General features: G+C 72.5%; 22 protein-coding genes and 2 pseudogenes. 9 read left to right on the top strand and 15 right to left on the bottom strand.

Going from position 1 to position 24,201, the window contains the following annotated elements; translation table 11 throughout:
- Positions 1-31 precede the first annotated feature (31 nt).
- Positions 32-552, bottom strand: a pseudogene (locus ABD374_RS05480) (GNAT family N-acetyltransferase).
- A gap of 60 nt (positions 553-612) precedes the next feature.
- Between ABD374_RS05480 and ABD374_RS05475 the strand changes: the two are divergent.
- Both ABD374_RS05475 and ABD374_RS05470 read left to right on the top strand, forming a co-directional pair.
- On the top strand, positions 613-966 hold the full coding sequence (locus ABD374_RS05475; RefSeq protein ID WP_344491538.1) for a 5-carboxymethyl-2-hydroxymuconate Delta-isomerase: 354 nt from the start codon (positions 613-615) through the stop codon (positions 964-966).
- Positions 967-998: 32 nt separating this feature from the next.
- On the top strand, positions 999-1,694 hold the full coding sequence (locus ABD374_RS05470) for a DUF4230 domain-containing protein (protein ID WP_344491535.1): 696 nt from the start codon (positions 999-1,001) through the stop codon (positions 1,692-1,694).
- Here the strand turns inward: ABD374_RS05470 and ABD374_RS05465 are convergent.
- The 3 genes from ABD374_RS05465 to ABD374_RS05455 form a co-directional block, all read right to left on the bottom strand.
- Positions 1,673-2,401, bottom strand: coding sequence for a TetR/AcrR family transcriptional regulator (locus ABD374_RS05465; RefSeq protein WP_344491532.1), 729 nt, complete (start codon positions 2,399-2,401; stop codon positions 1,673-1,675). The two genes, ABD374_RS05470 and ABD374_RS05465, sit on opposite strands and share 22 nt — an antisense overlap.
- Positions 2,402-2,489: 88 nt before the next feature.
- Complete coding sequence (locus ABD374_RS05460; RefSeq protein WP_344491529.1) at positions 2,490-4,439, bottom strand: hypothetical protein; 1,950 nt, start codon at positions 4,437-4,439, stop codon at positions 2,490-2,492.
- Between the two features lie 134 nt (positions 4,440-4,573).
- Positions 4,574-7,729, bottom strand: a complete 3,156-nt coding sequence (locus ABD374_RS05455; protein WP_344491526.1) for an alpha-N-acetylglucosaminidase — start codon at positions 7,727-7,729, stop codon at positions 4,574-4,576.
- Positions 7,730-7,861: 132 nt separating this feature from the next.
- Here ABD374_RS05455 and ABD374_RS05450 point away from each other — a divergent pair, with 132 nt between their 5' ends.
- A complete protein-coding gene (locus tag ABD374_RS05450; RefSeq protein ID WP_344491523.1) occupies positions 7,862-8,347 on the top strand; it encodes a hypothetical protein in 486 nt (161 codons plus the stop codon).
- Positions 8,348-8,443: 96 nt separating this feature from the next.
- On the opposite strand, the gene ABD374_RS05445 is transcribed toward ABD374_RS05450, so the two are convergent.
- From ABD374_RS05445 to ABD374_RS05435, 3 genes and pseudogenes are all read right to left on the bottom strand, one after another.
- Positions 8,444-9,940 (bottom strand): DUF1996 domain-containing protein, encoded by a 1,497-nt coding sequence (locus tag ABD374_RS05445; protein WP_344491521.1) that lies wholly within the window; start codon positions 9,938-9,940, stop codon positions 8,444-8,446.
- Between the two features lie 366 nt (positions 9,941-10,306).
- On the bottom strand, positions 10,307-10,645 hold the full coding sequence (locus ABD374_RS05440) for a glyoxalase superfamily protein (protein WP_344491518.1): 339 nt from the start codon (positions 10,643-10,645) through the stop codon (positions 10,307-10,309).
- A 253-nt stretch (positions 10,646-10,898) separates the two neighbouring features.
- Positions 10,899-11,015 (bottom strand): annotated as a pseudogene (locus ABD374_RS05435) (DNA-binding response regulator); the annotation flags it as partial.
- 372 nt (positions 11,016-11,387) lie between these two features.
- Here ABD374_RS05435 and ABD374_RS05430 point away from each other — a divergent pair.
- Together ABD374_RS05430 and ABD374_RS05425 are read left to right on the top strand one after the other, a co-directional pair.
- The gene (locus tag ABD374_RS05430) at positions 11,388-12,041 is read left to right on the top strand and encodes a hypothetical protein (RefSeq protein ID WP_344491515.1); all 654 of its coding nucleotides are present in this window, start codon (positions 11,388-11,390) and stop codon (positions 12,039-12,041) included.
- Between the two features lie 91 nt (positions 12,042-12,132).
- Positions 12,133-13,602 carry a PepSY-associated TM helix domain-containing protein gene (locus ABD374_RS05425; RefSeq protein WP_344491512.1) on the top strand — a complete coding sequence of 490 codons (1,470 nt, stop codon included), beginning with the start codon at positions 12,133-12,135 and terminating at the stop codon, positions 13,600-13,602.
- 75 nt (positions 13,603-13,677) lie between these two features.
- Here the strand turns inward: ABD374_RS05425 and ABD374_RS05420 are convergent, their stop codons facing one another.
- Together ABD374_RS05420 and glnII are read right to left on the bottom strand one after the other, a co-directional pair.
- Positions 13,678-14,250 (bottom strand): winged helix-turn-helix domain-containing protein, encoded by a 573-nt coding sequence (locus ABD374_RS05420; RefSeq protein WP_344491509.1) that lies wholly within the window; start codon positions 14,248-14,250, stop codon positions 13,678-13,680.
- Positions 14,251-14,647: 397 nt separating this feature from the next.
- On the bottom strand, positions 14,648-15,679 hold the full coding sequence (gene glnII / locus ABD374_RS05415; protein WP_344491506.1) for a glutamine synthetase: 1,032 nt from the start codon (positions 15,677-15,679) through the stop codon (positions 14,648-14,650).
- Positions 15,680-15,859: 180 nt separating this feature from the next.
- Between glnII and ABD374_RS05410 the strand changes: the two genes are divergently transcribed.
- Positions 15,860-16,759 carry a Gfo/Idh/MocA family protein gene (locus tag ABD374_RS05410; RefSeq protein WP_344491503.1) on the top strand — a complete coding sequence of 300 codons (900 nt, stop codon included), beginning with the start codon at positions 15,860-15,862 and terminating at the stop codon, positions 16,757-16,759.
- Between the two features lie 81 nt (positions 16,760-16,840).
- Here the strand turns inward: ABD374_RS05410 and pdxR are convergent, their stop codons facing one another.
- Positions 16,841-18,277, bottom strand: a complete 1,437-nt coding sequence (gene pdxR, locus ABD374_RS05405; protein ID WP_344491498.1) for a MocR-like pyridoxine biosynthesis transcription factor PdxR — start codon at positions 18,275-18,277, stop codon at positions 16,841-16,843.
- A 47-nt stretch (positions 18,278-18,324) separates the two neighbouring features.
- Between pdxR and ABD374_RS05400 the strand changes: the two genes are divergently transcribed.
- On the top strand, positions 18,325-18,828 hold the full coding sequence (locus ABD374_RS05400) for a carboxymuconolactone decarboxylase family protein (RefSeq protein WP_344491495.1): 504 nt from the start codon (positions 18,325-18,327) through the stop codon (positions 18,826-18,828).
- A gap of 45 nt (positions 18,829-18,873) precedes the next feature.
- Here the strand turns inward: ABD374_RS05400 and ABD374_RS05395 are convergent, their stop codons facing one another.
- Positions 18,874-19,236, bottom strand: coding sequence for an arsenate reductase family protein (locus ABD374_RS05395; protein ID WP_344491491.1), 363 nt, complete (start codon positions 19,234-19,236; stop codon positions 18,874-18,876).
- 120 nt (positions 19,237-19,356) lie between these two features.
- Here ABD374_RS05395 and ABD374_RS05390 point away from each other — a divergent pair, with 120 nt between their 5' ends.
- On the top strand, positions 19,357-19,623 hold the full coding sequence (locus ABD374_RS05390) for a hypothetical protein (RefSeq protein ID WP_344491488.1): 267 nt from the start codon (positions 19,357-19,359) through the stop codon (positions 19,621-19,623).
- A 74-nt stretch (positions 19,624-19,697) separates the two neighbouring features.
- Here ABD374_RS05390 and glnA read toward each other — a convergent pair whose 3' ends face one another.
- A complete protein-coding gene (glnA, locus tag ABD374_RS05385) occupies positions 19,698-21,107 on the bottom strand; it encodes a type I glutamate--ammonia ligase (RefSeq protein WP_344491485.1) in 1,410 nt (469 codons plus the stop codon).
- 197 nt (positions 21,108-21,304) lie between these two features.
- Between glnA and ABD374_RS05380 the strand changes: the two genes are divergently transcribed.
- Positions 21,305-21,772 (top strand): RDD family protein, encoded by a 468-nt coding sequence (locus ABD374_RS05380; protein ID WP_344491482.1) that lies wholly within the window; start codon positions 21,305-21,307, stop codon positions 21,770-21,772.
- Between the two features lie 133 nt (positions 21,773-21,905).
- On the opposite strand, the gene ABD374_RS05375 is transcribed toward ABD374_RS05380, so the two are convergent.
- The 3 genes from ABD374_RS05375 to lipA form a co-directional block, all read right to left on the bottom strand.
- Complete coding sequence (locus tag ABD374_RS05375) at positions 21,906-22,610, bottom strand: DUF4191 domain-containing protein (protein WP_344491479.1); 705 nt, start codon at positions 22,608-22,610, stop codon at positions 21,906-21,908.
- Positions 22,611-22,620: 10 nt separating this feature from the next.
- On the bottom strand, positions 22,621-22,857 hold the full coding sequence (locus tag ABD374_RS05370; protein ID WP_344491476.1) for an SCO2195 family GlnR-regulated protein: 237 nt from the start codon (positions 22,855-22,857) through the stop codon (positions 22,621-22,623).
- A 274-nt stretch (positions 22,858-23,131) separates the two neighbouring features.
- Positions 23,132-24,097: a lipoyl synthase gene (gene lipA / locus ABD374_RS05365; RefSeq protein ID WP_344491473.1), complete on the bottom strand. Its 966-nt coding sequence runs from the start codon at positions 24,095-24,097 to the stop codon at positions 23,132-23,134.
- Positions 24,098-24,201: the final 104 nt, after the last annotated feature.

The following is a 24,201-nucleotide window of genomic DNA, read 5'->3' as shown; positions in this document are numbered from 1 at the left end:
CCCCGGCCCGTGCGGGGGCGGGGGCCCGGAGTCAGAGCCGCCGCTCCAGCAGAGTCACCCCGTAAGAAGCTCCGCCACGCCCGCCGGCCTTGGCCGGCTGCTCGCCCACCACCCGGTAACCCGCCGCCTCGTAGTACGTCCGCAGCCGCGGATTCGACGTCAGGCAGTCCAGCCGGGCCAGTTCCCGTCCGGCCTCCGCGATCCGCCGCTCCGCCCGGGCGAGCATCACACGGCCGAGCCCGGGGGCGCGGCCGTGAGGTCGTTCATCAGGCGGTGCACGTACCCGGCGACCGGCGGCCGGGCCCCCCAGGCGGGCTCGTCGTCCCACCACAGTTCGAACGCCCCGACCGTCGCCCCGCCCGCCTCGGCCAGCCACACCTCCCCTTCCCCGATCCGCAGCCGGAAGTGTTCCTCGTCCTTCCCGCCCGGCTGCCACTGCTCGATGCCCCGGCTCCGCATCCAGCGGGCGGCCCCGTCGTAGAGGCCGACGAGACGGACGAGGTCGGCGCCGGCCCCGGCGTCCGCCATCCGGAAGCGCACTTGTGTCGTCATGCCGATCACCGTAAAGGTGGCCGGGACAGCACCTGAGCGCCCCCACCTGGAGTGTGTGCCATGCCGCAGATCACCGTCGACTACTCCGACTCCCTGGCGGACACCTTCGACCGCCGCAGCTTCGCGCTCGCCCTCCACCCGCTCGTCGCCGACATCGTCGACACCCGGCTCGCCGCCTGCAAGACGCGCTTTCGCCGCACCGACGACACCGTGGTCGCCGAAGAGGCCACCGGCAACGCCCTCGTGCACATAGGCATCGCCCTCCTGCCCGGCCGTACCCCCGAGGTGAAGGCGAAGCTCTCGGCCGCCGCCCTCGACCTCGTCGCCCAGTACGTCCGGCCCGTCGACGGCACGGCGGAGCCGCACCTGTCCGCCGAAGTACGGGACCTCGAGGCGTCGTACGTCAAGCGCTGAGTGACCAAGGGGTACGGGGGAATCCGTACCGTATGACTCTCACCGACGCCGCACAGCGGCGGCCCGGCAAGCCCCCGCGCCGCACCGGCCTGCCCGGCTGGGCCAAGGTCGCGGGCGTGCTCGCGGTCGTGGTGGCGCTGCTGTTCGCCGGCAGCAGGCTCAGTCTGCTGCCGGGCCTCGACGACGTCTTCGGGGAGGAGACCCACGACCGCTCGGGCCCGGCGCTCCTGAAGTCCGTCCAGGACATGAGCCGTTACGAGGCGGCGACCGGCAACTTCCAGGTCGTCGTCGACCTGGAGAAGGACGCCAGGTTCCTCCCCGACGCGCTGCGCGGCACCCGCACGCTGTACGTCGGCGCGGGCACCGTCGGCGCGTACGTCGACCTCGGCGAGGTGGGGGAGGGGCAGGTCACCGTGAACGAGGACCGCACCGCCGCCACCCTGCGGCTGCCGCACGCGCGGCTCGGCAAGCCCGCGCTGGACGCGGACCGTTCGTACGCCGTGTCCAAGGAGCGCGGTCTGCTCGACCGGCTCGGGGACTTCTTCTCCGACAACCCGGCCGACGAGCGGGCCGTCAACCGTCTCGCCGCCCGGCACATCGGGGAGGCCGCCGAGGAGAGCGAACTGACCGCGCGCGCCGAGAAGAACACCACCAGCATGCTCCAGGGCCTGCTGCACTCACTCGGCTTCAAGGACGTCACCGTCCACTACGGCGACGGCGGGCGCTGACCGGGCGCGCTCTTCGACGCCTGCGCCAGGGAGCCCAGCCGCGCGAGCAGATCGCCGAAGGGCCCGTCGGCCGGCTCCAGTGCGAGGACGCGCAGCACGATCCGCGCCATCTCCTCGTCGTACGCCGCGCTCACGGCGGCCAGCGCCGCCAAGTCGTGCACCAGCTGCAACTCCAGCTCGGCGCGCGGGATCCGCCGCCCGTCCAGCCAGATCAGCGCCGTCGACTCGGCGAGCGACACCCACGACCGCACGACCATCGCCAGCCTCGCCGGCGGGTCGGTGACCCCGAGGTGCGCGAGGATCTGTTCGTACGCCGCCTGGCGCACCTCGTCGATCATGGCGTTCGCCGTCGACCAACCGGCCGCGGGCCCGCCCCGCATCAGCGCGGAGAACCCCGGCCCGTGGTCGTCGACGAAGTCGAAGAAGCGCCCCATGACCCGCAACAGCCGTGCGCCGAGCGGGCCCTCGCGCGGTTCGGTGAACCGGGCGGCGAGCTCGTCGGCCGCCCGGCGCAGCGCGGCCTCGTACAGGTTCTGCTTGCCGGGGAAGTAGTGGTAGACGAGCGGCCGCGAGATGCCGGCGGCGGCCGCTATCTCGTCGATGGACACGTCCTCGGGCGAGCGACGGCTGAACAGCTCCAGTGCGACGCTGATCAGCTGCTGTCTGCGTTCCTCGACGCCCATTCTTCGGCGCACCCCGGTCGTCATGCGAGCAGCGTAACCGTCGTCGCCCGCCGGGAATCCCGGGGCCGGGGCCGGGATCAGGGCCGGGGCCGGGACCGGCTCGGCGCAGTCCTCAGCGCAGGGCCCCCACCCGGGCGCCGCTCTCCACCTGCCCGTCCAGGTCCGCCTGCGCGCCCGCCTCCGCCCGTACGGCGAGGAGGTTGCCCTGCGCGGTGCCCTCCACCCCGCCCGAGGTGGTGACCGAGGTGAACTGCTCGCTGCCGGCCGCGAGCACGTACCAGTTGCCGCCCCGCGACTTCCACAGCACACCCGCCAGCACCTGCGGCTCACGCACCCCGCACGCGGGCGAGTGCTCGGCGCGCGCGACGATCGCGCCCGGCGCCCCCTTCTTCGCGGACGGCGCCTGGAACTGCGCGAGCACCCTGCTGCCCGGGCCCCGCCACGTCTCCGCGCGGGTGCAGAGCCACTGGGCGGTGCCGTTGTCCTCGGGCAGGGGTTGCTCGGCGTACGCCCACGAGTTCACGCTGCGCACGCCGTGCGAACGCACCGCGGGCAGCAGGCAGGCGGTACGGGCCCAGCGCGCCCGTTCGCGCGCGCCCGTCACGTCGCGCGGCGCGGACGGCGGGCCCGAGGTCAGCCGGGCCGGGGCGAGTTCGCCGAGGTCGGTCATCAGCCGGGGACCCACGTCGTCGCGCAGTTCGAGCGCGTCCCAGGAACGGCAGTCGCGGGCCTGCGCGGGGCTCGCGAGCGGGTCCGTCACACCGTCCCGGGTGCGGCCCAGGGGCGCCGGCGCCCCGGTCGGGTCGAGCAGGTCCCGTACGGACGCCTTGCGCACCCAGGGGGCCGTCAGATAGCGGACGTTGCCGTCGGTGCGGCCCACCACCAGCGCGTTCGCCGCGGCCGCGTCCGCGCCGTCCACGCGCGCGAAGTCGAGCGCCGCGCCCGCCGTGCCGCTCCGCGGCTCGGCGTACCGCACGACGCGCAGACCGTCGTACAGCAGCACCACCCTGGTCTGGTCGACGTCGCCCGCGAAGAGCAGCTGCGGCGAACCCGTCGGCGGGCCCACCGGTGTGGCGGGCGTCGCGGAGGTCCGCACGGACGGGCCCGGCCTGGCCCAGACGGCGAGGGCGCGGCGCAGCAGGGCGTTGTCGTCGGTGAGGTCGCCGCGGGACGGCCAGACGGAGAAGTCGGTACGGGAGGACCGCTTCCACACCGCGGGGCCGACCCGGACCGTCTTCGCCGGGTCGAGGGCCCGCTCGGCAGCCGGGTTGCGGGCGTACGGGGGCGCGGCCGCGCCGTCGGGGCCCCAGCCCTCGCCCGGCAGCCCGAGCAGTGTCCCGCAGACCACGACGGCGGCGGTCGCGGCGAGCGCGGCCTTCGTGTGCTGCCTGCGCCGCATCAGGTCGGTGGGCCTGGCCTGGAGGGAGCACGGGTCGAACTCGGCGGACCTCAGCAGCTCCTCCGCACGCGCGCCGCCCGCGACTCCGGTACCCGCCGCGAGGCCGTCCGCCTCGGCCAGTGCCGCGTCCGGGTCGGCGGCCCCGGCGGCGGCGAGCGCCTGCACCACCTCCGCGTCCCGCAGGTGCTCCAGGCCGCGCAGTACGTACGCGGCCCGGCCGGGACCGCTGAGCGCCGAGAGCCGCTGGTCCAGGGCGAGTTCGTCGGCACCGCCGGAGCGCGGGAACAGCCGGAGCCCCCACACCTGCGGCAGCAGCGGCGGCAGCTGGGCCCGCCTGGGCCAGGCCCTGCGGCGCAGCGGCAGCCCGGCCTCCAGGGCCTGGCGCAGCACCCGCTGCCGCACGTACGCGTACCCCGGGTCGGGGCGGGCGCCCTCGCGGCGCGGCAGCGGAAGGCCGGACACGCCCGGGGTGCGGCTGCGCGGCAGCGAGCGCTGCACGAGCGAATGGGCGGTCAGGACACGGCGGTTGCGGCCGAGGCGCGGCGGCAGCACGAGGTACGCCAGCCGCACGAGCCGCGGATAGTGTTCGACGAGCGCGGCCTCGGCCTGCTCGACATCGATGGGGTCGGGGGCAGGGGGAGTGATGACATCCTGTGGGCGCACGTTCAGCAAAACGAGCGAATCGTCCGATGGTCACCTCGTCGGGCGCCGCACCGGCACGTGTCCGGTCCTCGTCCTGCCCCGGCCCGGTCCCGGTCCCTGTCCCGCCCCCGTACCCGCGCGCCCGCTCCGCACCGTCAGGACACCCGCCACCCGCTGAACTCCACCGTGCCCCGCGCCCCGCTCCCCCCGTGCGTCGCGCTCATGAACATCCCCGCGTCCTGAGCCCCCGCCGCCCCCGCCACCGGCACCGTCGCGACCGTCCGCCACGTCGTCCCGCCGTCCGTCGAGCAGGCCCCCGTGAACGCCCCGCCCGTCCGCGAGAGCCGCAGCAGCACCGGTGCCTCGACGCCGGTGACGCGTCGGTAGGTGTCCACCGTGCCGTCGCCGTTCGTGTCGTACGACAGCACCACACCGTTCGCCGGGGTGACCGCGAGGTTGAGGAAGCCCCGCGACCCCGGTGTGTCCAGGCTGTTGCGGACGACGATGCCGGCGCGCGCCCACGCGCCCGTCTCCTCCTGCGCGTCCACCCGCACGGTGATGCCGCCGCCGTCCCGCAGCGCCCCCTGCCGGTACAGCGCGCCGAACTCCGTGGTCGCCTTCCAGAGGTCCTGGCCCGCCCCGTTGATCGCGTACCGGTCCTGGTCCTCCAGCTGCCCGAAGACCGCGCCGCTGTTCGTGTACGTCCGCCAGCCCCCGGCCAACGGCCCGGCGACGTACAGGCTGCCCTCCTGGACGGCGGTGACCCGGTCCTCGCCCTGCGGGCCGTACGCCGTGCCCAGTTCGTACGGCATCGGTTCGAGCGGGCCGGTCAGCGGCCCGGCGGGGGCCTTCACGCGCCAGGAGGCGCTCCCCCTGCCCGCCGCCGGAACGGACGCCAGCGTCACCGGGCCCACGGGCTCCGCCTCCACGCCGCCGGGCGCGAAGTCGAGCGCGAAGTCGACGCGGCCGGTCGCCCGCAGTCCGTTGACGTTGCGGAAGGCGGCGGTGACCAGCGCCGAGCCGCCGGGCGGGAAGGCGGCGGGCTCGGCGGTGACGGTGACCGCGCCCTGGTAGGGCGCGCGGGCGAGCACGTCGTGGACGCGCCGGGCCGTGCGGTACGGATCGTTCGGCGCACGCAGCGGATAGGCCGTGCGCTCACGCGTCCACGGCTCCTCGACGGCGTACCAGTCGAAGGACCTGGGCGCGCGGTCCGCCGCGAGCGCGTCCTCCAGCTCCTCCAGGTACGCCTGCCACTGCGGGAGGTGGAAGTCGCCGATGAGCCCCTGCCAGTCGCGGTTGGCGTAGTTGGCGAGGCGGCCGCCGTCCGCGGTGGGCCGGTCGGCCCAGGTGGTGACGAGGACGCGTGCGGTGTGCTCCAGCCGCTCGGCCTCGGCGGGCGAGGACGCCAGGCGCTTCGCGTCCTCGATCCACGGTCCGAGCAGGAACGCGCGGTGCGAGCCGGCCATGTCCTCGCTCAGCCGCATCAGCTTGAGCCAGAGGGTGGACAGCGCGCGGAAGGCGGGCAGGTCCTTTCGCGCGTACGCCGCCTTGAGCTGCGGGAGCAGCTGCCAGGAGCGGTTGGCGAGGGCCTGGCGGCCCAGGTCGGTGAGGTCGTAGCGGTACGCGTCCGAGCGGCGCAGCGGTTCGCGTACGCCGAGCAGCGCGCCGAACGCCTTGTCGAAGTCCGCCGGGTCGAAGGCGGGCGTGTGGGTGGCGTAGTGCGTACCGGAGGCGGCGGACAGGCTCGGACGGGAGGCGAAGACGGAATCGTGCGGGCGGCCGTCGCGGCTGGTGATGCGGTACGCCGTCTCGCGCAGCGCGGCGAAGGCGGTGCGGGCGTCCGCGTCCCGGCCGCCGTAGCGCAGATCGGCGTACCCCTCGAACCACTCCTCGCGGTCCACCGCCTCCCTGCGCCACGCCAGCTCGGAGAACAGCTCCAGCGCGGCCGGGTCGCGCTCGGCGGCCTCCGGCATGTAGGCGGTGCCGACGAGGGCGGAGCCGGGCCGGTCGCGCCAGACGGTGAAGCGCTCGGTCCACAGGTGGGTCTTGGCGCCGATCGTCGTGCGGCCGCCGAAGTTGGGGATGGTGCCGAAGGCGTACGGCGCGCCGCCCCAGTCCTTCTCGCGGTCGGTGACGGTGTCCAGGTCGGAGAGGCCGTCCACGACCAGGAGGTGTCTCTTGTCGAGCGCGTCGAGCAGGTCGCGGCGCGGGTTCGCCTGCCAGCCGAGGATCACCCAGGTGGCGCCGGGGCGGGCGTCCTGGAGGGCCGTCTCGACCGCGCGGGCCGCCTCGGGGACGGGCACGTCGCCCGCCGAGCCGCCCTCGTGGAGGAGGTCCATCTTGAAGTGCCGTACCGGGCCCAGGAGTTCGTGCTGGTGGTGGTAGAAGGAGGCGGCCACCTCGCGGAAGGCGTCGGTGCGCGGGTCGAGCCAGTCGGGGCGGCGCAGGCCCGCCCAGTCGCCCTGCGGGACGGTGCGGGCGCCGGGGTTGCGGGCGTCGAAACCGTCGGGGACGGTGCCGAAGTAACCGGGGAGGACCGGCTCCATGCCGAGCTCGCGCATGCGGTCGGTGATGCGGCGGCCCAGGCCGGCGCGTCGCGCGATGAGTTCGGGGGAGAGCGGGCCGCCGTACGCGCTCATGTTCTGCAGGAGCCACCACGGCTGGTGGGAGGGGGCGGGCAGCCAGGCGCGGGCTTCGGCGTCGGAGTAGCCGAAGTCCTGGAGGAGGCGGTGGTAGACGGCCTCCTGACCGGTCGTGACGAGCACTTCGTTGCAGCCGTGCAGCGCGAGTACGTCGATCATCCGCTCCCAGCGGGACCAGTCGGCGTACGGCGCGGTGTAGCCGTCGTGGGTGTCGTTGAACGCGAAGCGGTGCGGGACGGTGGCCGACCGCTCCAGGGGCTCGCGGGGCGCGGGAAGCCGCCGGGGGAGGTCGAGCTGGGTGCCCGACCAGGAGATGTGCGCCCCGCAGACGTACTTGAGGTACCAGTGGACGCCGGTGAGCAGGGCGGCGGGGCCGGTGCCCGCGACCTCGACGCGGCCGGTGGCGCCGTCGACGCGGAAGCGCTCGGGGCGGCCGTCGCCCGTCGTGAGGGAGCTGAGGCGGAACTGCCCGGCGTGGTCGGGCAGCAGCCGTTCCAGGGCGGCGCGCGCGGGGGCGGCGGGGTCGGGAGTGGTGGCGGGGCCGGGAGTGGCGGCGGCCTCGGGACTGCCCGCGGCCACGGCCGGGGCGGGGCCGCCGACCGCGGCGGCGACGCCGATCGCTCCGGCGGTGCCCAGCAGCGTGCGTCGTGTCAGACGGTGGTCGGGCATCGGGGCGCTCCTCCGGTGGGACGACAGGCGCGTACGGAGCGCACGTTAATGACGGCGTGGGAGCGCAGCAACGGGGCATGCGATGTGTTCGTATCCGCCCCACCGTGTGGCCCAACGCGGCACGATGGGCGGATGCGCTACCAAGGCCGACGTACAGCAACTTCCGCATCGGATCCGGTTGTTCCGGCCGCCCTGGCCGCTCTGGCCGCCCTGGCCGTGTTCGCCACGGGCTGTGGTGCGGACGGGGACGGGGACGGGAAGCCGGTGCCGGACACGGCGAAGGGCAGCCTCGAACAGCTCGCGGCGCGGGCGGAGTGCGAGCCGGACGTCCGGACGGACGCGGCGGAGCTGCGCCAGGCGAACTGCGAGACCGGCGACGGCCGCTATGTGCTGGCCACCTTCGCGACCGACCGGGGGCAGCGCGAGTGGATCAATGAGGCGAAGGACTACGGGGGTGCGTACCTGGTCGGCAGGAAGTGGGTCGCGGTGGGCGACCGGGAGGTGGTCACAGCGCTGCGCGGCCGGCTCGGGGGGACGGTGGAGACTTCCTCGCACCACTCGGGGGAGAGCGGCGGTGGGGGGAACGAGGAGGAGCACTCCGGTCACCACGGGAGCTGACCGCGCAGGTTCTCGGGGGTGATCTCTTCAGTGGCCGGGCGGCTCACACCGGGCCCGCCCGGCCACTGTCCTTGCGTGCTGTGCGTGCTGTGCGCACTACGCGCACTTGCGGCCTTCGTTCACGCAGGACACCACCTTCTTCATCAGCCGGCTGTCGAAGACGTTGATGAAGTCCCCGTGGTCGGTGACCGGCTTGTGGAGCTGCTCGGGGAACGAGTCGACCGCGAACCCGGGGCCCGGCGGGACGTCGTACACGATCCGCTGCACCAGCTGCGGGATGGCACGGAATCCGTCGGGACAGCCACCGTTTTCTTCCGCGAATGCGACATGGGTACGGTGATTGGCGCTGTCGGTGTTCTTTCCGTCCCAGCAGCTCTGGAACGCGAAGGTGCGGACGACCTGGCTGCCTTCCGGGCAGACCGGGTATTTGTCCTTGAGCTGACGGTCCTCGAATCCGGTGCAGCTCCAGGAGGCATTGGCGTTGGCGTCACCATTGGTGAACGCCTTGGCGTCGCCGGTGATGATGCGCAGGAAGCGCGGCATCGCGGTGACCTTGCCGACGGGACTTCCGACGAATTTCAGCGAGACCTGCGTGGGTGTCTGGATCTCTCCGACATTGCTGTCCTTGCCTCCGCCGTCGGCATTGGCGTCGTTCTCGTTCTGGCCGTTCTGGAGGCGCAGGACGGGCCAGTAGTACGTCGACCTGTCGCCCTGATTCCGGCAGGTGGTGGCACCGCGGGCCAGGTCGTCGTCGCTCGCGAAGGCGTCATTGGCCTGGTTGCCGACGTAGTCGTGCATGTGGTGGGCGCCATTGCTCACACCCGGCGCGACAATGACGTTGTCCGGATTGAACGTCCCGTTCTCGTTCCGCCCGCAGTCGGTGGTGAACTCGCCGCGGGAGGCACCGCGCCGCTTGCGCGGCTGCTGGACGTTCGGCTGGACGGACTGGATGTCGACGAAGTCGGAGGCGCTGGGGCCGTTGCCGGCCTGCCCGCCGTTGCCGACGCCGTTGCCGGTTTCGGTGTCGTCCTGGCCGCCCTGGTCACCGCCTTGGTCACTGCCCTGGCCGTCGTCTCCCTGCCCGTCCCCGCCGTTCCCCGCGTCGTCGCCGGCGCGCAGTGTGCAGGGCGCGAGGTTTTCGAGTCCCTGGGGGCGTTCGGCCGTACGGTCGACGGCGGTGGCGATCCGGCCGACGGAAGCCAGCCGCTTCTCCTTCAACGGCCGGAGAATGGCGTTTTCGGCAAGGTCCGGGTCCCGGGCGATCTGCTCCTTGGAATCGGCGAATCGCTTGTACGCGTCCGTGATCTGGGAATCGAGAGCCGCGAGCTCCCGATCGACTTCCCGGCGCGCGGAATCGGGTACCTCGGACAGGTCGTTCGCCACCTCCGGGCAGTCGATGGTCGACAACTGCTGACCGGCACTCTGAATCCGGCCGGACTGACCCGGTCCGGGACCGGACGGCCCGGACCCGTCCTCTCCCGCGGATGCGGAGACATTGACCGCGAGCAGTCCACCCCCGCCCAGGATCAGAGCGGCCGATGCGGCGATCGCCCGGTTCGTCAGTGTGGAACGTTTTCTTGATGCGCGTCGCATGGAACTCCTCTGCTTCGTCGCCGGGTGAAGGTAAGGGGGGTCCCGGCAGGGGAGAAGCGCTCCCTTCCCATACGGGCCCTCACCGCATTCCGTTCAAACCCCTTTCGCGTACGCAGATGTCTTCATTCGCAAAGCGGGGCGGATGCCGCGTACGGGGCGACGCGAGGCGCCGGGTCGCGCGGGTGTGCGACACGGCAGGACGGATGCGGGGGAGAGGAGGGGGGGGGAGAGCCGGCAGCGCACCCTGTTCCCGCGCCTCCAGGTCTTCGTCCAGGAGAACGTGGGCGACCGTGACCTCTTACCGGACACCGGCCCCCGGACACCGGCCCCCGCCGGCCCCGGGCGGGGGCCGGCGGGGGCCGGGCCTCAGTCGGACGGCGTCCCCACCCGGAGCCGGTTGCCGTCGGGGTCCCGCAGCTCGACCTCGCGCGCCCATGGCTGGTCCTGCGCCGTTACGCCGAACTCCGCGGCGACCGCGTCCACGTCACGCACCCGCAGGTACACCAGCGTGTCGGGGAGCGCGTCCCTCTGGTGCTCCGACAGGAACAGCCGTACGGGGCCGCGTGCCACTTCCACGAAGGCGGGGAAGCCCGGCTCGTAGCGGTGCTCCCACTGTTTCTCGAAGCCGAGGCGGACGTACCAGGCGACCGCCGCCTCCGCGTCTTTGACGTGCAGGACCGGAATAGCTTCCTCGATGAAGGTCATGAGGCCATCCTCCCGCTCCGTCATTCCTTCCAGGCGAACGGCGTGAGCTGTTCGTCCACTGCGCGCCCGAGGGGGCGGGGCCCCCGGTGTGCAGCGGGTGGACGCACTGGAGGCGGACCTGCGGGCCATGACGCCCGGGGGCGGCGGTCTGCGACTGGACGCGGCCGGCTGGTCCGGGTCCTGGCCGCCCTCGGCTTCCGCCGACGCGCCCGGTCCCGGTCCCGCTCCTGGTCCCGGTCCCGCGCCCGTTTCCGCCCCGGGCCAGATACGCCAGTACGGCCGGCACCCGCCGGTTGTCGTCGTCCGACACCGGCAGGCCGAGCTTGCCGGAGATGTTCGACGTGTGCTTGGCGATCGTCCGCTCGGTGACAGGGGGAACCGTGTCACCCGAGCGAAGTCCAAGGGCGCCAGGTGCGGGTTCGTCGAAAACGCCGACGTAGTAGGCGCCTTGAACGTCGAGCACAGGGCCGGGCCGGTCCTCTGCGCGGAGGCTTGGCCACCGGCGCAGGAAACCCGTGACTCCAGCCGCGGATGGAGTCACCATGCTGTTCAGCCCTCTCCTCGGCGGCCCGTACGCCGGGCCTGCGCACAGTCCTGCCTGAGGCGGTCTCCGAGGTCTCATGGGGTTCCGCACCCGGGCCGGGGGTGTACCTGCCACCACCCCCGGCCCCTCCTCGCCGCACCGTTGTGTCCTGCACCCATGCCCCCACGGGGGCTCCCGGAGTGGCAGCATGTGCGGATCATGACGGACGCCCGGTCGCCCCTGCGCGCACTGCGAGCCGCACTCTTCGCGGCGGTGTGCGTCATCGCGGCGGCTGTGGGTCATTCCTCCATGTCCGGGCACGGAGTTCCGGTTCCGGGCCTGCTCGCGGCCTTCGCGGTGACGGGCGGGTTCGCCTGGGCCGCGGGTCACAGGCGGCGCGGGGTCTTCGCCGTCGGCGGCGGCCTCCTCGCCGTACAGGGCGTACTGCACCTCGTCCTCGGTACGGCGCAGGGGGCGGGCGGCGGTCACCACCGGATGTCCGTCACGCACCAGCAGGTCATGGACCCCGAAGCCATGGCGGCCGCGGCCTCCGCCCCCGCCCAGGGCTCCTCCTCGCTGGCGATGACCGCCGCCCATCTCGCCGCGGCCCTCGTCTGCGGTCTGTGGCTGGCGCGCGGCGAGGCGGCCTTCTTCCGGCTCGCGCGCGCCGTCGACGCGTCGGCCTTCACCCCGCTGCGGCTGCTGCTGGCCGTCGTACGGGCCCCCGGACTGCCGGAGCCGGTACGTCCCCGGGGACCCCGCCCCACCCGCCGCCGCGGCCACGGAGTCGTCCTCGCGCACACGCTGTCGCGGCGCGGACCGCCACGGGGCCGGAGCACCCGCGCCACGGCCCCCGCACCTCCCGCCGTCTGACCGCTGTCCGACCGCTGTCCGACCGCGTGACCGGGGGGCCGTTCCCATGCCCCGTGACCCAGGTCACCCGTCGACAACTCCGAGGACAGTCATGGCCATTGACGATCCCGTACAACCCGCACAGGAAGCGCAAGCGGACACGGAAGCCGGTCCGGCGCCCGCCGCCGGTGAACGCGGAACCACCTGGAGCGCCCTGCGCCCCCTCGTCCTGCGCGTCCACTTCTACGCGGGCCTGCTGATAGCCCCGCTCCTGCTGATCGCCGCCACCAGCGGACTCCTCTACGCGCTCTCCTTCCAGGCGGAGAAGTTCCTCTACAGCCACGAGCTGGAAACCGCGGTCGGCGAACGCCCACTGCCGCTCGGCGACCAGCTCGCCGCCGCCCGCGCCGCCCACCCCAAGGGCACGGTGACCGCCGTCTGGCCCTCCGCCGAGGACGGCGCGACCACCAGGGTGCTGATGACGACACCCGAGGTCGAGGAGGGCAAGTCGCTCGCCGTCTTCGTCGATCCGTACACCGCGGAAGTACGGGGCGAGCTGACCAGTTACGGCTCCTCCGGCGCCCTGCCGTTGCGTACCTGGCTCGACGGGCTCCACCGCGACCTGCACCTCGGAGACCTCGGCCGTCACTACGGCGAACTCGCCGCGAGCTGGCTGTGGGTGGTCGCGCTGGGCGGCCTGTTCCTGTGGCTGGGCCGCAGGCGCGCGGCCAAGCGCGACCTGGTCGTCCCCGAGCGCGGGGCGGAGGGCCGCCGCAGGACGCTGTCCCGGCACGGAACCCTCGGCACGGTGGCGGTGCTCGGACTCGTCCTGCTCTCGGCGACCGGCCTCACCTGGTCGCGTTACGCGGGCGAGAACATCGGCGCCGTACAGGACCAACTCGGCGGCGCGACCCCGGTCGTCTCCGCGGCGCTCGCCGGGGGCGGCGGTGACGGCGGCGGGGAACACGAAGGCCACGGGGGCCACGGCGGCGCCGGCTCCCCCGAGGGCACGGCCGGCACGGACATCGGCATCGACAACGCGCTCGCGGCCGCCCGCCAGGCCGGGATCGGGGGGAAGCTCTCGGTGATCCTGCCGAGCGAGGGCAGCGGTTACGTCGTCAAGGAGACCGACACCCAGTTCCCGGTCCACCTGGACTCGGTCGCCGTCGACCCCGCCGACGGCCTGGTCATCGACGAACTGCGCTTCGCCGACTACCCGCTGCTCGCCCAGCTCACCCGGTTCGGCATCGACGCCCACACCGGCGTCCTCCTCGGCCTGGTCAACCAACTGGCCCTGGCCGCGCTCGCGTCGTCCCTGATCCTGCTCATCGTCTGGGGCTACCGGATGTGGTGGCTGCGCAGGCCGACGAAGGAACGCAGGCTGTCCGGGGGCCGCCCGGTACCGCGCGGCGCCTGGCGGAAGGCGCCGGTCACGGCACTGCTGCCGCTGGCGGCACTCACCGCGCTGGTGGGCTGGTTCGTACCGCTGCTGGGCATCAGCCTGCTGGCGTTCCTGGCGGTCGACCTGCTGCTGGGCGCGGTGGCCCGCTTCCGCGCCCGTACGGCCCGTACGGGGACTTGAGGGCCCGGGGCTGCCCGTACCCGCTGTCGCGGGGCGGGCGGCCCCACCGCCGTACCCCTTGCCCCTCCGGACTGCTCAGGGCGTGAACTTGTACCCCACCCGCCGCACCGTCTGGATCCTGCCGCGGTGCTCGGCGCCCAGCTTGCGGCGCAGCCGCGCGATGTGGACGTCGACGGTCCTGCCGTCGCCCACATGCCCGTAACCCCACACCGTGGACACCAGCTGGTCGCGCGTGTGCACCCGGTGCGGATGCGCCACCAGGTGGGCGAGCAGCTCGAATTCGAGATACGTGAGATCCAGCGTCCGCCCGTCCACGGCAGCGGTGCGCCGGGCACCGTCGATCCGCACGGGCCCGCGGCCCCGGGCCCCGCCCGCCGCCTCTTCCGCCTCTTCCGCGACGGGTGCGACGGCGGGCTGCTGATCGGCCGGTACGAGCACGAGGTAGCCGACCATCGGCGGCCGGCCCGGCAGTGCGGGCAGCGCGTGCTCGGGGGCGGGCAGCCAGGTGGCGCCCGGCGGCAGGAAGCCACCCACGTCGAGAGCCCCGCCGGTACGCGCCCCCTCCTCCCGGTCGACGGCCCGCAGCCGGTGGCGGCCGATGACGGCGGAGGGCTGGGAAGCGGCGGAGAAGGTACGGGTGTTGGCCATGAGAGGTCAGCTTCTTTCGCGCGGAGGAGTCGTCGAGGACGTACTGCGTCGTCACTGCGTCGTACTGCGCGCGGACCGAAGACCGGTGTGAACGGCTTTAGAGGGCCCGCGCGTTCCTCGCGCGGCAACACGCCCGGTCGAAGTCGTGATGCTGACGGGAAGGCCAGAACGGTTCGAGGTCGCTGCGACGCGCTGCCGCGGTGTCCTGGTGGCCGGTCATGCGCCCCATTGAAGCAGATGCCCGCCGTCGCCAGCAGCCCCCTTCCCCCGCCGCCCTACGACGGGTTCCCCGCCTCCGTACGACGGGGCGCCTCCGGCACACCCGGCCGGGGCACGCGAAAGGGGGCGCCCACCGGATCGGCGGGCGCCCCCTTCGGCAGGAGGCCGGGAGCGGGGATCAGACCTGGCCGGCCTTCTCCATCGCGGTGCAGCAGGTGTCGACGATCAGGCGCGTCACGACGTACGGGTCGACGTTGGCGTTCGGACGGCGGTCCTCGATGTAGCCCTTGCGGTCCTGGCCGACCTGCCACGGGATACGGACCGAGGCGCCGCGGTCGGAGACGCCGTAGCTGTACTCGTTCCACGGGGCGGTCTCGTGCAGACCGGTGAGCCGGTCGTCGATGCCCGCGCCGTAGTTCTTGACGTGGTCCATCGGCTTCGAGCCCTCGCCCAGCGACTCGCACGCGGTGATGATCGCGTCGTACCCCTCGCGCATCGCCCTCGTCGAGAAGTTGGTGTGCGCGCCCGCGCCGTTCCAGTCGCCCTTGACCGGCTTCGGGTCGAGGGTCGCGGACACGTTGAAGTCCTCGGCGGTGCGGTACAGCAACCAGCGGGCGACCCACAGCTGGTCGGCGACCTCCAGCGGCGCCAGCGGGCCGACCTGGAACTCCCACTGGCCGGGCATGACCTCGGCGTTGATGCCGGAGATGCCCAGGCCGGCGGCCAGGCAGTGGTCGAGGTGGGCCTCGACGATCTCGCGGCCGAAGATCTCGTCGGCGCCGACACCGCAGTAGTAGCCGCCCTGCGCGGCCGGGAAGCCGCCCACCGGGAAGCCGAGCGGGCGCGCACCGTCGAAGAAGGTGTACTCCTGCTCGATGCCGAAGATCGGCTCCTGGTCGGCGAACCGCTCGGCGACCGGGCGCAGCAGCGCACGCGTGTTGGACTCGTGCGGCGTCATGTCGATGTTCAGGACCTCGCACATGACGAGGATGTCGTCACCGCCGCGGATCGGGTCCGGGCAGGAGAACACCGGCCTCAGCACGCGGTCGGACGCGTGGCCCACGGCCTGGTTCGTGCTGGATCCGTCGAAACCCCAGATGGGCAGTTCGGTGACGTCCGCGGCGGAGCCCGGCATTATCTTCGTCTTCGAGCGGAGCTTGGCGGTCGGCTCGGTGCCGTCGATCCAGATGTACTCGGCCTTGAAGGTCACGGACGCCATCCTTTGTGGTGCTGCGGTGTGCTGCTGCGGGGCTGCGGCTGATGAGGGCAGCTTCGCAAGCGCTGATTTCCCGTCCGTTGCCCGACTGTGAACCCCGTGTTACCCAGGTTTCCCGCGCGGATCACACGTGCTTGCCGTTCGTGATCCGGCCCCGCGGGCACACTGGCGGGCATGACCGAATCGTTGAGCAAGCCGCGCGTCGGGCTCCTCGGCACCGGCCCCTGGGCGGCCGGCACCCACGGCCCCGCGCTCGCCGCGCACCCCGGCGTCGTGTTCGCGGGCGTGTGGGGCCGCAGGCCCGAGGCGGCCGCCGCGCTCGCCGCCGCCCACGCCACCACGGCGTACGACGACGTCGACGCCCTCCTCGCCGCGTGCGACGCCGTGGCGATCGCCCTGCCGCCCGACGTCCAGGCCCCGCTGGCGGTACGGGCCGCGGCCGCCGGATGCCACGTGCTGCTGGACAAGCCGGTCGCGACGACGGTGGCGGGGGCGCGGGAGGTCGCCGGGGCGACGGAGAAGGCCGGCGTGTCGTCGGTGGTGTTCTTCACCCTGCGCTTCGCGGCCGGAACGGCGCGGTGGACCGCCGAACAGGGCGCGGCGGGCGGCTGGTTCACCGCACACGCGCGGTGGCTCGGCGCGCTGTTCTCCCCCGGCGCGGACAGCCCGTACGCAGCCTCGCCGTGGCGGGGCGAGAAGGGCGCGCTGTGGGACGTCGGGCCGCACGCCCTGTCCGTACTGCTGCCGGTGCTCGGCGACGTCACGTCGGTGACCGCGGCACCGGGCCCCGGAGACACCGTCCACCTCGTACTGCGCCACACCTCGGGCGCGTCGAGCACGGTGACGCTCAGCCTGAGCGCCCCGGCGGGCGCGGCGGGAGCGGCGGTCGAACTGCGGGGCACGGCGGGCGTGGCCGAACTGCCTGCGTGGGGCAGTGCGTCCGGGGCCTTCCGCGCGGCCGTCGACGCGCTGCTGCACTCCGTACGGACGGGAGAGGCGCATCCGTGCGACGCGGCCTTCGGACTGCGCGTCACGGAGATCCTGGCCGACGCGGAGGCGCGACTGGGACGCTGAGGCGGGGCGGTGCCCGGCACAGCGGGCTGAGCGGCGCCTTCCTGGTCCGATGCGTCAGAGGTATCAGGTGTACCGGGCGTATCAGGCGGGCGGCAGCGCCCGGCACAGCGCGTCCAGCGCCCCCGCGTACAGGTGCTCGGGCGGCGTCGAGTAGCCCACGACCAGCCCGTCGCGCCCGCCGCCCCCGGAACCGCCTTCCGCACCCGCCCCGCACCCGCTCCCCGGATGCCGGTAGCCGGAAAGCCCCTCCACCGCCAGCCCCTGCCACGCCGCCGCCTTCACCACCGCCCGCTCGGTGCCGGGCGGCAGTTCGAGCACGGCGTGCAGCCCCGCCGCGATCCCCGTCACGCGCACGTGCGGCGCACGCTCGGCCAGCACCGCGACCAGCCGGTCGCGCCTGCGCCGGTGACGCTGTCGCATCCTGCGCACATGACGGTCGTACGCGCCCGACGCGACGAAGTCCGCCAGCGTCAGCTGTTCCGTCGCGCTCGACCACTGCTCGCGCTCGCCCTTCGCCGCCGCGACGTCGTCCACGAGCCGTTCCGGCAGCACCATCCAGCCGATCCGCAGGGTGGGGGAGAGGCTCTTGCTGACCGACCCGATCAGCACCACGTGGTCCGGATCGAGGCCCTGCACCGCGCCCACCGGCTGCCGGTCGTAACGGAACTCACCGTCGTAGTCGTCCTCCAGGACCAGCCCGCCCGTCGCCCGCGCCCAGTCCACGACGGCCGCGCGCCGCTCCGGACGCAGCGGCCCGCCCGTCGGGAACTGGTGCGCGGGAGTGAGCAGCACCGCCCCCGGCCCGGCCAGCTCGTCCACCCTGGCCCCGCCCTCGTCGACCCCGACCGGCACGGTACGCACCCCCTCGTCGGCCAGCAGCGCGCGGTGGAACGGCAGCCCGTACTCCTCGACCGCCCATGTCCCGCCCACCACCTCCGCCAGCAGCCGCAGCGCGTGCGCGGCCCCCGAGCACAGCACGATCCGCCCGGCGTCCGCCCGTACCCCGCGCACCCGCGCCAGATACTCCGCGAGCGCCTGCCGCAGCTCCGCCCTGCCCTGCGGATCACCGGGCCCGAAGGCGTCGTGGGGCGCGGCGGTCAGCGCCCGGCGGGCCGAAGCGAGCCAGGCGCCGCGCGGGAACACGGAAGGGTCCGGCCTCCCCTGGACCAGGTCGTACGCCGGGCGGGCGGTCCGCGCCGGAGTGCGTGCCCGCCGCACGGGCTCGACCGGCTCCGCCCGTTGCGCGACCCGGGTGCCGGAACCCTGCCTGGCCGTCAGCCAGCCCTCCGCCACCAGTTCGGCGTAGGCGTCGGCGACGGTATTGCGGGCGAGCCCGAGGTCGGCGGCGAGGGAACGGTACGGCGGCAGCCGCGTCCCCGGAGCGAGCCGCCCGCCGCGCACCGCTTCCCGCAGCGCCCGCATGAGCACGGCACGCCGGCTGCCGGCACCCGCCTTCTCCAGCTCCAGGTGCAGATCGCTGCCGAGCCCCTCCGCGGAATTGACCCATGGTCTCGCCACTCGAATGCACCCCTTCTCCGGTCGCCTGCGCTCGTAGATTCGTATCCATGACGACGGCAGAGATCAACCAGAACCCTTCCGCCCCCTCAGCCCCTCCCTCCACCCGTCTCAACTTCGCCAAGACGGCACCCAAGGCGTTCAGAGCGGTGATCGGTCTCGACGCCGCCGCCCGCGAGGGCCTCGACCCGGCGCTCGTGGAGCTGGTGCAGATCCGCTCCTCGCACCTCAACCACTGCGCGTACTGCCTGCACATGCACACCTCCGACGCGCGCAAGGCGGGCGAGAGCGAGGAGCGGCTGCACATGGTCGCGGTGTGGAAGGAGGCCGCGCACTTCTTCACCGCGAAGGAGCAGGCCGCCCTGGCCCTCACGGACGCGGTGACGCTGATCGCGGACGGCGGGCTGCCGGACGACGTGTACGCACGGGCGTCCGCCCACTTCGACGACAGGGAACTGGCCCAGCTCCTGGCCCTGATCCTCACGATCAACACCTGGAACCGCATCGCACTGGCGACGGCGAAGATCGCGGGCGAGGACGAACGCGTCTCCTGACCCGGCCGGCGGTGAGGTCCCGTGCCCGTACGCCGGCCCGGGACCTCACCGCCGCGACATGGCGTCCCGTACCGCCTCGTCCGTACGGGCCACCACGGCCGTACCGTCCTCGGCCGTGATGATCGGCCGCTGGATCAGCTTCGGATGCTCCGAGAGCGCCGCGATCCACCGGTCCCGCGAACCGGCGTCCCGCGCCCACTCCCCGAGCCCCAGCTCCTTCGCCGCGGCCTCCTGCGTGCGCGTGATGTCCCACGGCTCCAGCCCGAGCCGCTCCAGTACCGCACGGATCTCGTCCCGCGTCGGTACGTCCTCGAGGTAGCGGCGCACCGTGTACTGCGCCCCCTCCTCGTCCAGCAGCCGCACCGCGCCGCGGCATTTCGAGCAGGCGGGATTGATCCAGATCTCCATGGCCCCAACCGTATCTTCCAGCACTCGCCGAACAAGGTCTGGCCAGGGCCGATTGTCAGTGCCGGACAGTAAAATCGAGGGAGTCAGAGAGGGTTCCCGAGCGCCCCCAGGAGGACGCCCATGGCCGCAGCCGCACTGCTTCCGATCGCTCCGCAAGCCCTGTCGAAGACCCCACTGCCGGCCGGGCGGCCGCGCGCGTGGTACGAGACCCACAACCGCCGTCTCAAGGCGATGCGCCTCGCCATCGCGCTGCTCGACACGGGTGTGTACCACCCGGCGCAGGCGTCCAACGACAAGATACGCACCATGGCGGAGTTCGTCGGGATCCGCCCGCCGTCGGACACGACCTGCCGGATGGTGCGCGCCCTGATCCGCTACGGCCGCTGACCCGGGAACGGCCGAGGGCCGTCACCCCCGCGCGACGCGGGGGTGACGGCCCTCGGGGCATGATCTCGTGATCTTTAGAGGTCGAAGTACAGCTCGAACTCGTGCGGGTGCGGGCGGAGCTGGATCGGGGCGATCTCGTTCACGCGCTTGTAGTCGATCCACGTCTCGATCAGGTCGGGGGTGAAGACACCGCCGGCCAGCAGGTAGTCGTGGTCCGCCTCCAGCGCGTCGAGGACGGCCGGGAGCGAGGTCGGGACCTGCTGGACGTTCGCGTGCTCCTCGGGAGCCAGCTCGTACAGGTCCTTGTCGATCGGCTCGGCCGGCTCGATCTTGTTCTTCACGCCGTCCAGGCCCGCCATCAGCAGCGCGGAGAAGGCGAGGTACGGGTTCGAGGACGGGTCCGGGGCGCGGAACTCGACGCGCTTGGCCTTCGGGTTCGAGCCCGTGATCGGGATGCGCATGGCCGCCGAGCGGTTGCGCTGCGAGTAGACCATGTTCACCGGGGCCTCGAAGCCGGGCACCAGGCGGTGGTAGGAGTTCACCGTCGGGTTGGTGAAGGCCAGGAGCGACGGGGCGTGCTTGAGGATGCCGCCGATGTAGTACCGCGCCATGTCCGAGAGGCCCGCGTAACCCTGCTCGTCGTAGAAGAGCGGGTTGCCGCCGGACCACAGCGACTGGTGGACGTGCATGCCCGAGCCGTTGTCACCGAAGATCGGCTTCGGCATGAAGGTCGCGGTCTTGCCGTTGCGCCAGGCGACGTTCTTCACGATGTACTTGAAGAGCATCAGGTCGTCGGCCGCGGCGAGCAGCGTGTTGAACTTGTAGTTGATCTCGGCCTGGCCGGCCGTGCCGACCTCGTGGTGCTGGCGCTCGACCTGGAGGCCGTTCTTGTCCAGTTCCAGGGAGATCTCGGCGCGCAGGTCGGCGAAGTGGTCGACCGGCGGGGTGGGGAAGTAGCCGCCCTTGTAGCGGACCTTGTAGCCGCGGTTGTTCTCGACCGCACCGGTGTTCCAGGCGCCGGCCTCGGAGTCGATGTGGTAGAAGGACTCGTTCGCGGAGGTCTGGAAGCGGACGTTGTCGAACACGTAGAACTCGGCCTCGGGGCCGAAGTACGCCGTGTCGGCGATGCCGGTGGAGGCGAGGTACGCCTCGGCCTTCTTCGCCACGTTCCGCGGGTCACGGCTGTACTGCTCGCCCGTGATCGGGTCGTGGATGAAGAAGTTGATGTTGACCGTCTTGTCCTTGCGGAACGGGTCGATGCGCGCCGTCGACAGGTCCGCGCGGAGTGCCATGTCGGACTCGTGGATGGCCTGGAAACCGCGGATCGACGATCCGTCGAAGGCCAGCTCCTCGGTCGGGTCGAACGCCGCAGCCGGGATCGTGAAGTGCTGCATCACTCCGGGCAGGTCGCAGAACCGGACGTCGACGAACTTGACGTCATTCTCGGCGAGAAACTTCTTCGCTTCGTCGGCGTTCTGGAACATCCAACTCCTCCTACTCCCACCCGGTGGGGATGGGGTTGCAGCTCTCCGTGCGGCCAGTGCGGTGGCACACGCTGGACCCGACCATAGGCAGACCGGATTTCTCAAGCATGACCCATTTGTTTCGCCCAAGTTAACCGGACCGGCTCCGGACCGCCCCGGCCTCCAGGGTACGAAAGCGGGCGCAGTACCGTGGACGGGTGGACAACAGGCAAGCAATTGGATCGTGGCTCTCCGGGCCGGGCGAAGCCGTGAAGCAGATGGGTGCCGACACCGGGTACCGCGGCGAGCGGCTCGGACTGCCGGAGCACGGGCCGGGCGCCGTCGCCCCGCTCGGCCGGCGCTTCGGCGCCCTCTTCGTCGACTGGGCGCTCTGCATGCTGATCGCATACGGGTTGCTCACCGGCGGTGACGCGCAGGCGTCGGGCAACTGGGCGCTGGGCGTGCTGCTCGTCCTGAGCGTGCTCACCGTCGGCACGATCGGCTCCACCCCCGGGAAGCGCCTCTTCGGCCTGCGCGTCGTCGCCGAGAACGGGGACCGTCTCGGTTTCGGCCGGACGTTCGTCCGCAGCGTGCTCCTGTGCCTGGCGATCCCGGCCCTGGTCTGGGACCGCGACGGCCGGGGCCTGCACGACCGCCTCGCGCGCGCCGTCCAGGTCCGGCTCTGATGTACCCGTAGGCCCGTAGGCCCGTAGGGGCGGACGAGGGAAGGGCGGCCCGGAACCTCTCGGTTCCGGGCCGCCCTTCGGCGTATGTCCGTATGTCCTGTTGCTTCTGGCGTCGTACGGGAGCGGAAGGCGCTCAGCGCATCTTTCCGCCGCGCGGCATGCGCATCCCCTTGGGCATGGGCCCCTTGGGCAGCGGCATGTTCGACATCAGGTCGCCCATCGCGCGCAGCCGGTCGTTGGCCTTCGTCACCTGGGGGCCGGTCAGGACGCGCGGCAGCTTGAGCATCGTGGTGCGCAGCTTCTTCAGCGGCACCTGACCCTCGCCGTTGCCGACGATGATGTCGTGGACCGGTACGTCCACCACGATCCGCGCCATCTTCTTCTTCTCGGCCGCCAGCAGACCCTTGAGCCGGTTCGGGTTGCCCTCGGCGACCAGGACGATGCCGGCCTTGCCGACCGCCCGGTGCACGACGTCCTGGCTGCGGTTCATCGCCACCGCCGGAGTCGTCGACCAGCCCCGGCCGACGTTCTGCAGTACGGAGGCCGCAGCGCCCGGCTGCCCCTCCATCTGCCCGAACGCCGCTCGCTCGGCCCTGCGCCCGAAGACGATCGCCATCGCGAGGAAAGCCAGCAGGAAGCCGAGGATGCCCAGGTAGACCGGGTGATCGATCAAGAAGCCGATCGCGAGGAAGACACCGAAGGTGACGATGCCCACAGCCGCGACGACAAGACCCACCTTCGAGTCGGCCCGACGGGTCATCTTGTAGGTCAGGGCAATCTGCTTGAGTCGCCCGGGGTTCGCAGTGTCCGCGTTGTCTGCGCGTTCCTTCCTCGCCATGCCCTGAAGTTTACGTTGCCCGGGAAGTACGGGCCGCCCCGGCCTCCAGTACGCGCTCGGCCTCGACCCTGTCCATGGCCCTGCGCCGGTCCTCGAGCACCGACGTCCAGGCGTTGCGGCGGGCGGTGCGGTGTCCGCTGCCCATCAGGAGCGACTCGACGGCGCGCAGGGCGGTGGTGACGGACGGGATGGCGGTGGCGCGGGTGACTGGCGTCGTCGCTGCGTGGACGGGCGTCGCGGCCTGCATGGTGGGGATCCCCCTCGGGAGCGGTGACTCGGGAACGGGCGGGATGTGCGGGTGCGCGTGCGGGCGCAGGCGCGGGCAGCTGGAGTGCAGCCGTGTGTAAACCTAGGATCACTGATTGGTGTTACCAGCGCATGGCCGGGCGGTCAAACGCCCATGAATCCTCGACCCGTACGTCCGTGACACGCGTACGGCCCGTACACTCCCCCGACCTGCGGGGACTGTACGGGCCGCGTCGCCCTGGCCGCTACTGGCCGGTAATCGCTTGTGCCTGGATTCACACACTGGGGGCGGCGGACAGTGCGCCGCGCCGCTCCATCGCCTGGCCGAAGAGCCGGCCCGCGCGGTACGAGGAACGGACCAGCGGCCCGGACATCACACCGGAGTAGCCGATCTCCTCGGCCTCCTCCTTCAGCTCCACGAACTCGTGCGGCTTCACCCAGCGCTCGACCGGGTGGTGGCGCGGGGAGGGGCGCAGGTACTGCGTGATCGTGATGAGCTCGCAGCCCGCGTCGTACAGGTCCTGGAGCGCCTGGCTGACCTCTTCGCGCTCCTCGCCCATGCCCAGGATGAGGTTCGACTTGGTGACCAGGCCCGCCTCGCGGGCGCGCGTGATCACTTCGAGGGAGCGCTCGTAGCGGAAACCGGGGCGGATGCGCTTGAAGATGCGCGGCACCGTCTCGACGTTGTGCGCGAGCACCTCGGGGCGGGACGAGAAGACCTCGGCCAGCTGCTCGGGGACCGCGTTGAAGTCGGGGATGAGGAGTTCGACCTTGGTGCGGCCCTCCGCGCGCTCCGACGTCATCGCGTGGATCCGGCGCACGGTCTCCGCGTACAGCCAGGCGCCGCCGTCCTCCAGGTCGTCGCGCGCGACGCCGGTGATGGTGGCGTAGTTCAGGTCCATCGTGACGACGGACTCGCCCACGCGGCGCGGCTCGTCCAGGTCGAGCGCGGCGGGCTTGCCCGTGTCGATCTGGCAGAAGTCACAGCGCCGGGTGCACTGATCACCGCCGATGAGGAAGGTGGCCTCGCGGTCCTCCCAGCATTCGTAGATGTTCGGACAGCCGGCCTCCTGGCACACCGTGTGCAGTCCTTCGCCCTTCACCAGGGCCTGCATCTTGGTGTACTCGGGGCCCATCTTCGCCCGGGTCTTGATCCACTCGGGCTTGCGCTCGATGGGCGTCTGGCTGTTCCGGACCTCCAGGCGCAGCATCTTGCGTCCGTCGGGTGCGACTGCGGACACGTCCGGCTCCCTACGACTTCGATTCTTCGGCGCCCACCAGGGTACGCCCGATATTTGTACGGGGATTACGTCCCGCCAACCTGTGGCCAGAGGCGCGCATTCCC

Source organism: Streptomyces enissocaesilis, assembly GCF_039533765.1.
In the GTDB taxonomy this organism is placed as follows: Bacteria; Actinomycetota; Actinomycetes; order Streptomycetales; family Streptomycetaceae; genus Streptomyces; species Streptomyces enissocaesilis.
The sequence above is the reverse complement of the archived record's forward strand: the minus strand, read 5'-3'. Positions and strand labels throughout refer to the sequence as shown.

What these genes read in the sequence shown, in the direction of transcription:
- ABD374_RS05455 (WP_344491526.1), bottom strand. Translation starts at nt 7,729, where the DNA reads ATGCCCGACCACCGTCTGACACGACGCACGCTGCTGGGCACCGCCGGA.
- ABD374_RS05450 (WP_344491523.1), top strand. Translation starts at nt 7,862, where the DNA reads ATGCGCTACCAAGGCCGACGTACAGCAACTTCCGCATCGGATCCGGTT.
- ABD374_RS05390 (WP_344491488.1), top strand. Translation starts at nt 19,357, where the DNA reads ATGGCCGCAGCCGCACTGCTTCCGATCGCTCCGCAAGCCCTGTCGAAG.
- ABD374_RS05425 (WP_344491512.1), top strand. Translation starts at nt 12,133, where the DNA reads ATGGCCATTGACGATCCCGTACAACCCGCACAGGAAGCGCAAGCGGAC.
- ABD374_RS05400 (WP_344491495.1), top strand. Translation starts at nt 18,325, where the DNA reads ATGACGACGGCAGAGATCAACCAGAACCCTTCCGCCCCCTCAGCCCCT.
- ABD374_RS05445 (WP_344491521.1), bottom strand. Translation starts at nt 9,940, where the DNA reads ATGCGACGCGCATCAAGAAAACGTTCCACACTGACGAACCGGGCGATC.
- ABD374_RS05470 (WP_344491535.1), top strand. Translation starts at nt 999, where the DNA reads ATGACTCTCACCGACGCCGCACAGCGGCGGCCCGGCAAGCCCCCGCGC.
- ABD374_RS05430 (WP_344491515.1), top strand. Translation starts at nt 11,388, where the DNA reads ATGACGGACGCCCGGTCGCCCCTGCGCGCACTGCGAGCCGCACTCTTC.
- ABD374_RS05395 (WP_344491491.1), bottom strand. Translation starts at nt 19,236, where the DNA reads ATGGAGATCTGGATCAATCCCGCCTGCTCGAAATGCCGCGGCGCGGTG.
- ABD374_RS05370 (WP_344491476.1), bottom strand. Translation starts at nt 22,857, where the DNA reads ATGCAGGCCGCGACGCCCGTCCACGCAGCGACGACGCCAGTCACCCGC.
- ABD374_RS05440 (WP_344491518.1), bottom strand. Translation starts at nt 10,645, where the DNA reads ATGACCTTCATCGAGGAAGCTATTCCGGTCCTGCACGTCAAAGACGCG.
- ABD374_RS05475 (WP_344491538.1), top strand. Translation starts at nt 613, where the DNA reads ATGCCGCAGATCACCGTCGACTACTCCGACTCCCTGGCGGACACCTTC.
- ABD374_RS05375 (WP_344491479.1), bottom strand. Translation starts at nt 22,610, where the DNA reads ATGGCGAGGAAGGAACGCGCAGACAACGCGGACACTGCGAACCCCGGG.
- ABD374_RS05420 (WP_344491509.1), bottom strand. Translation starts at nt 14,250, where the DNA reads ATGGCCAACACCCGTACCTTCTCCGCCGCTTCCCAGCCCTCCGCCGTC.
- glnA (WP_344491485.1), bottom strand. Translation starts at nt 21,107, where the DNA reads ATGTTCCAGAACGCCGACGAAGCGAAGAAGTTTCTCGCCGAGAATGAC.
- ABD374_RS05465 (WP_344491532.1), bottom strand. Translation starts at nt 2,401, where the DNA reads ATGACGACCGGGGTGCGCCGAAGAATGGGCGTCGAGGAACGCAGACAG.
- ABD374_RS05410 (WP_344491503.1), top strand. Translation starts at nt 15,860, where the DNA reads ATGACCGAATCGTTGAGCAAGCCGCGCGTCGGGCTCCTCGGCACCGGC.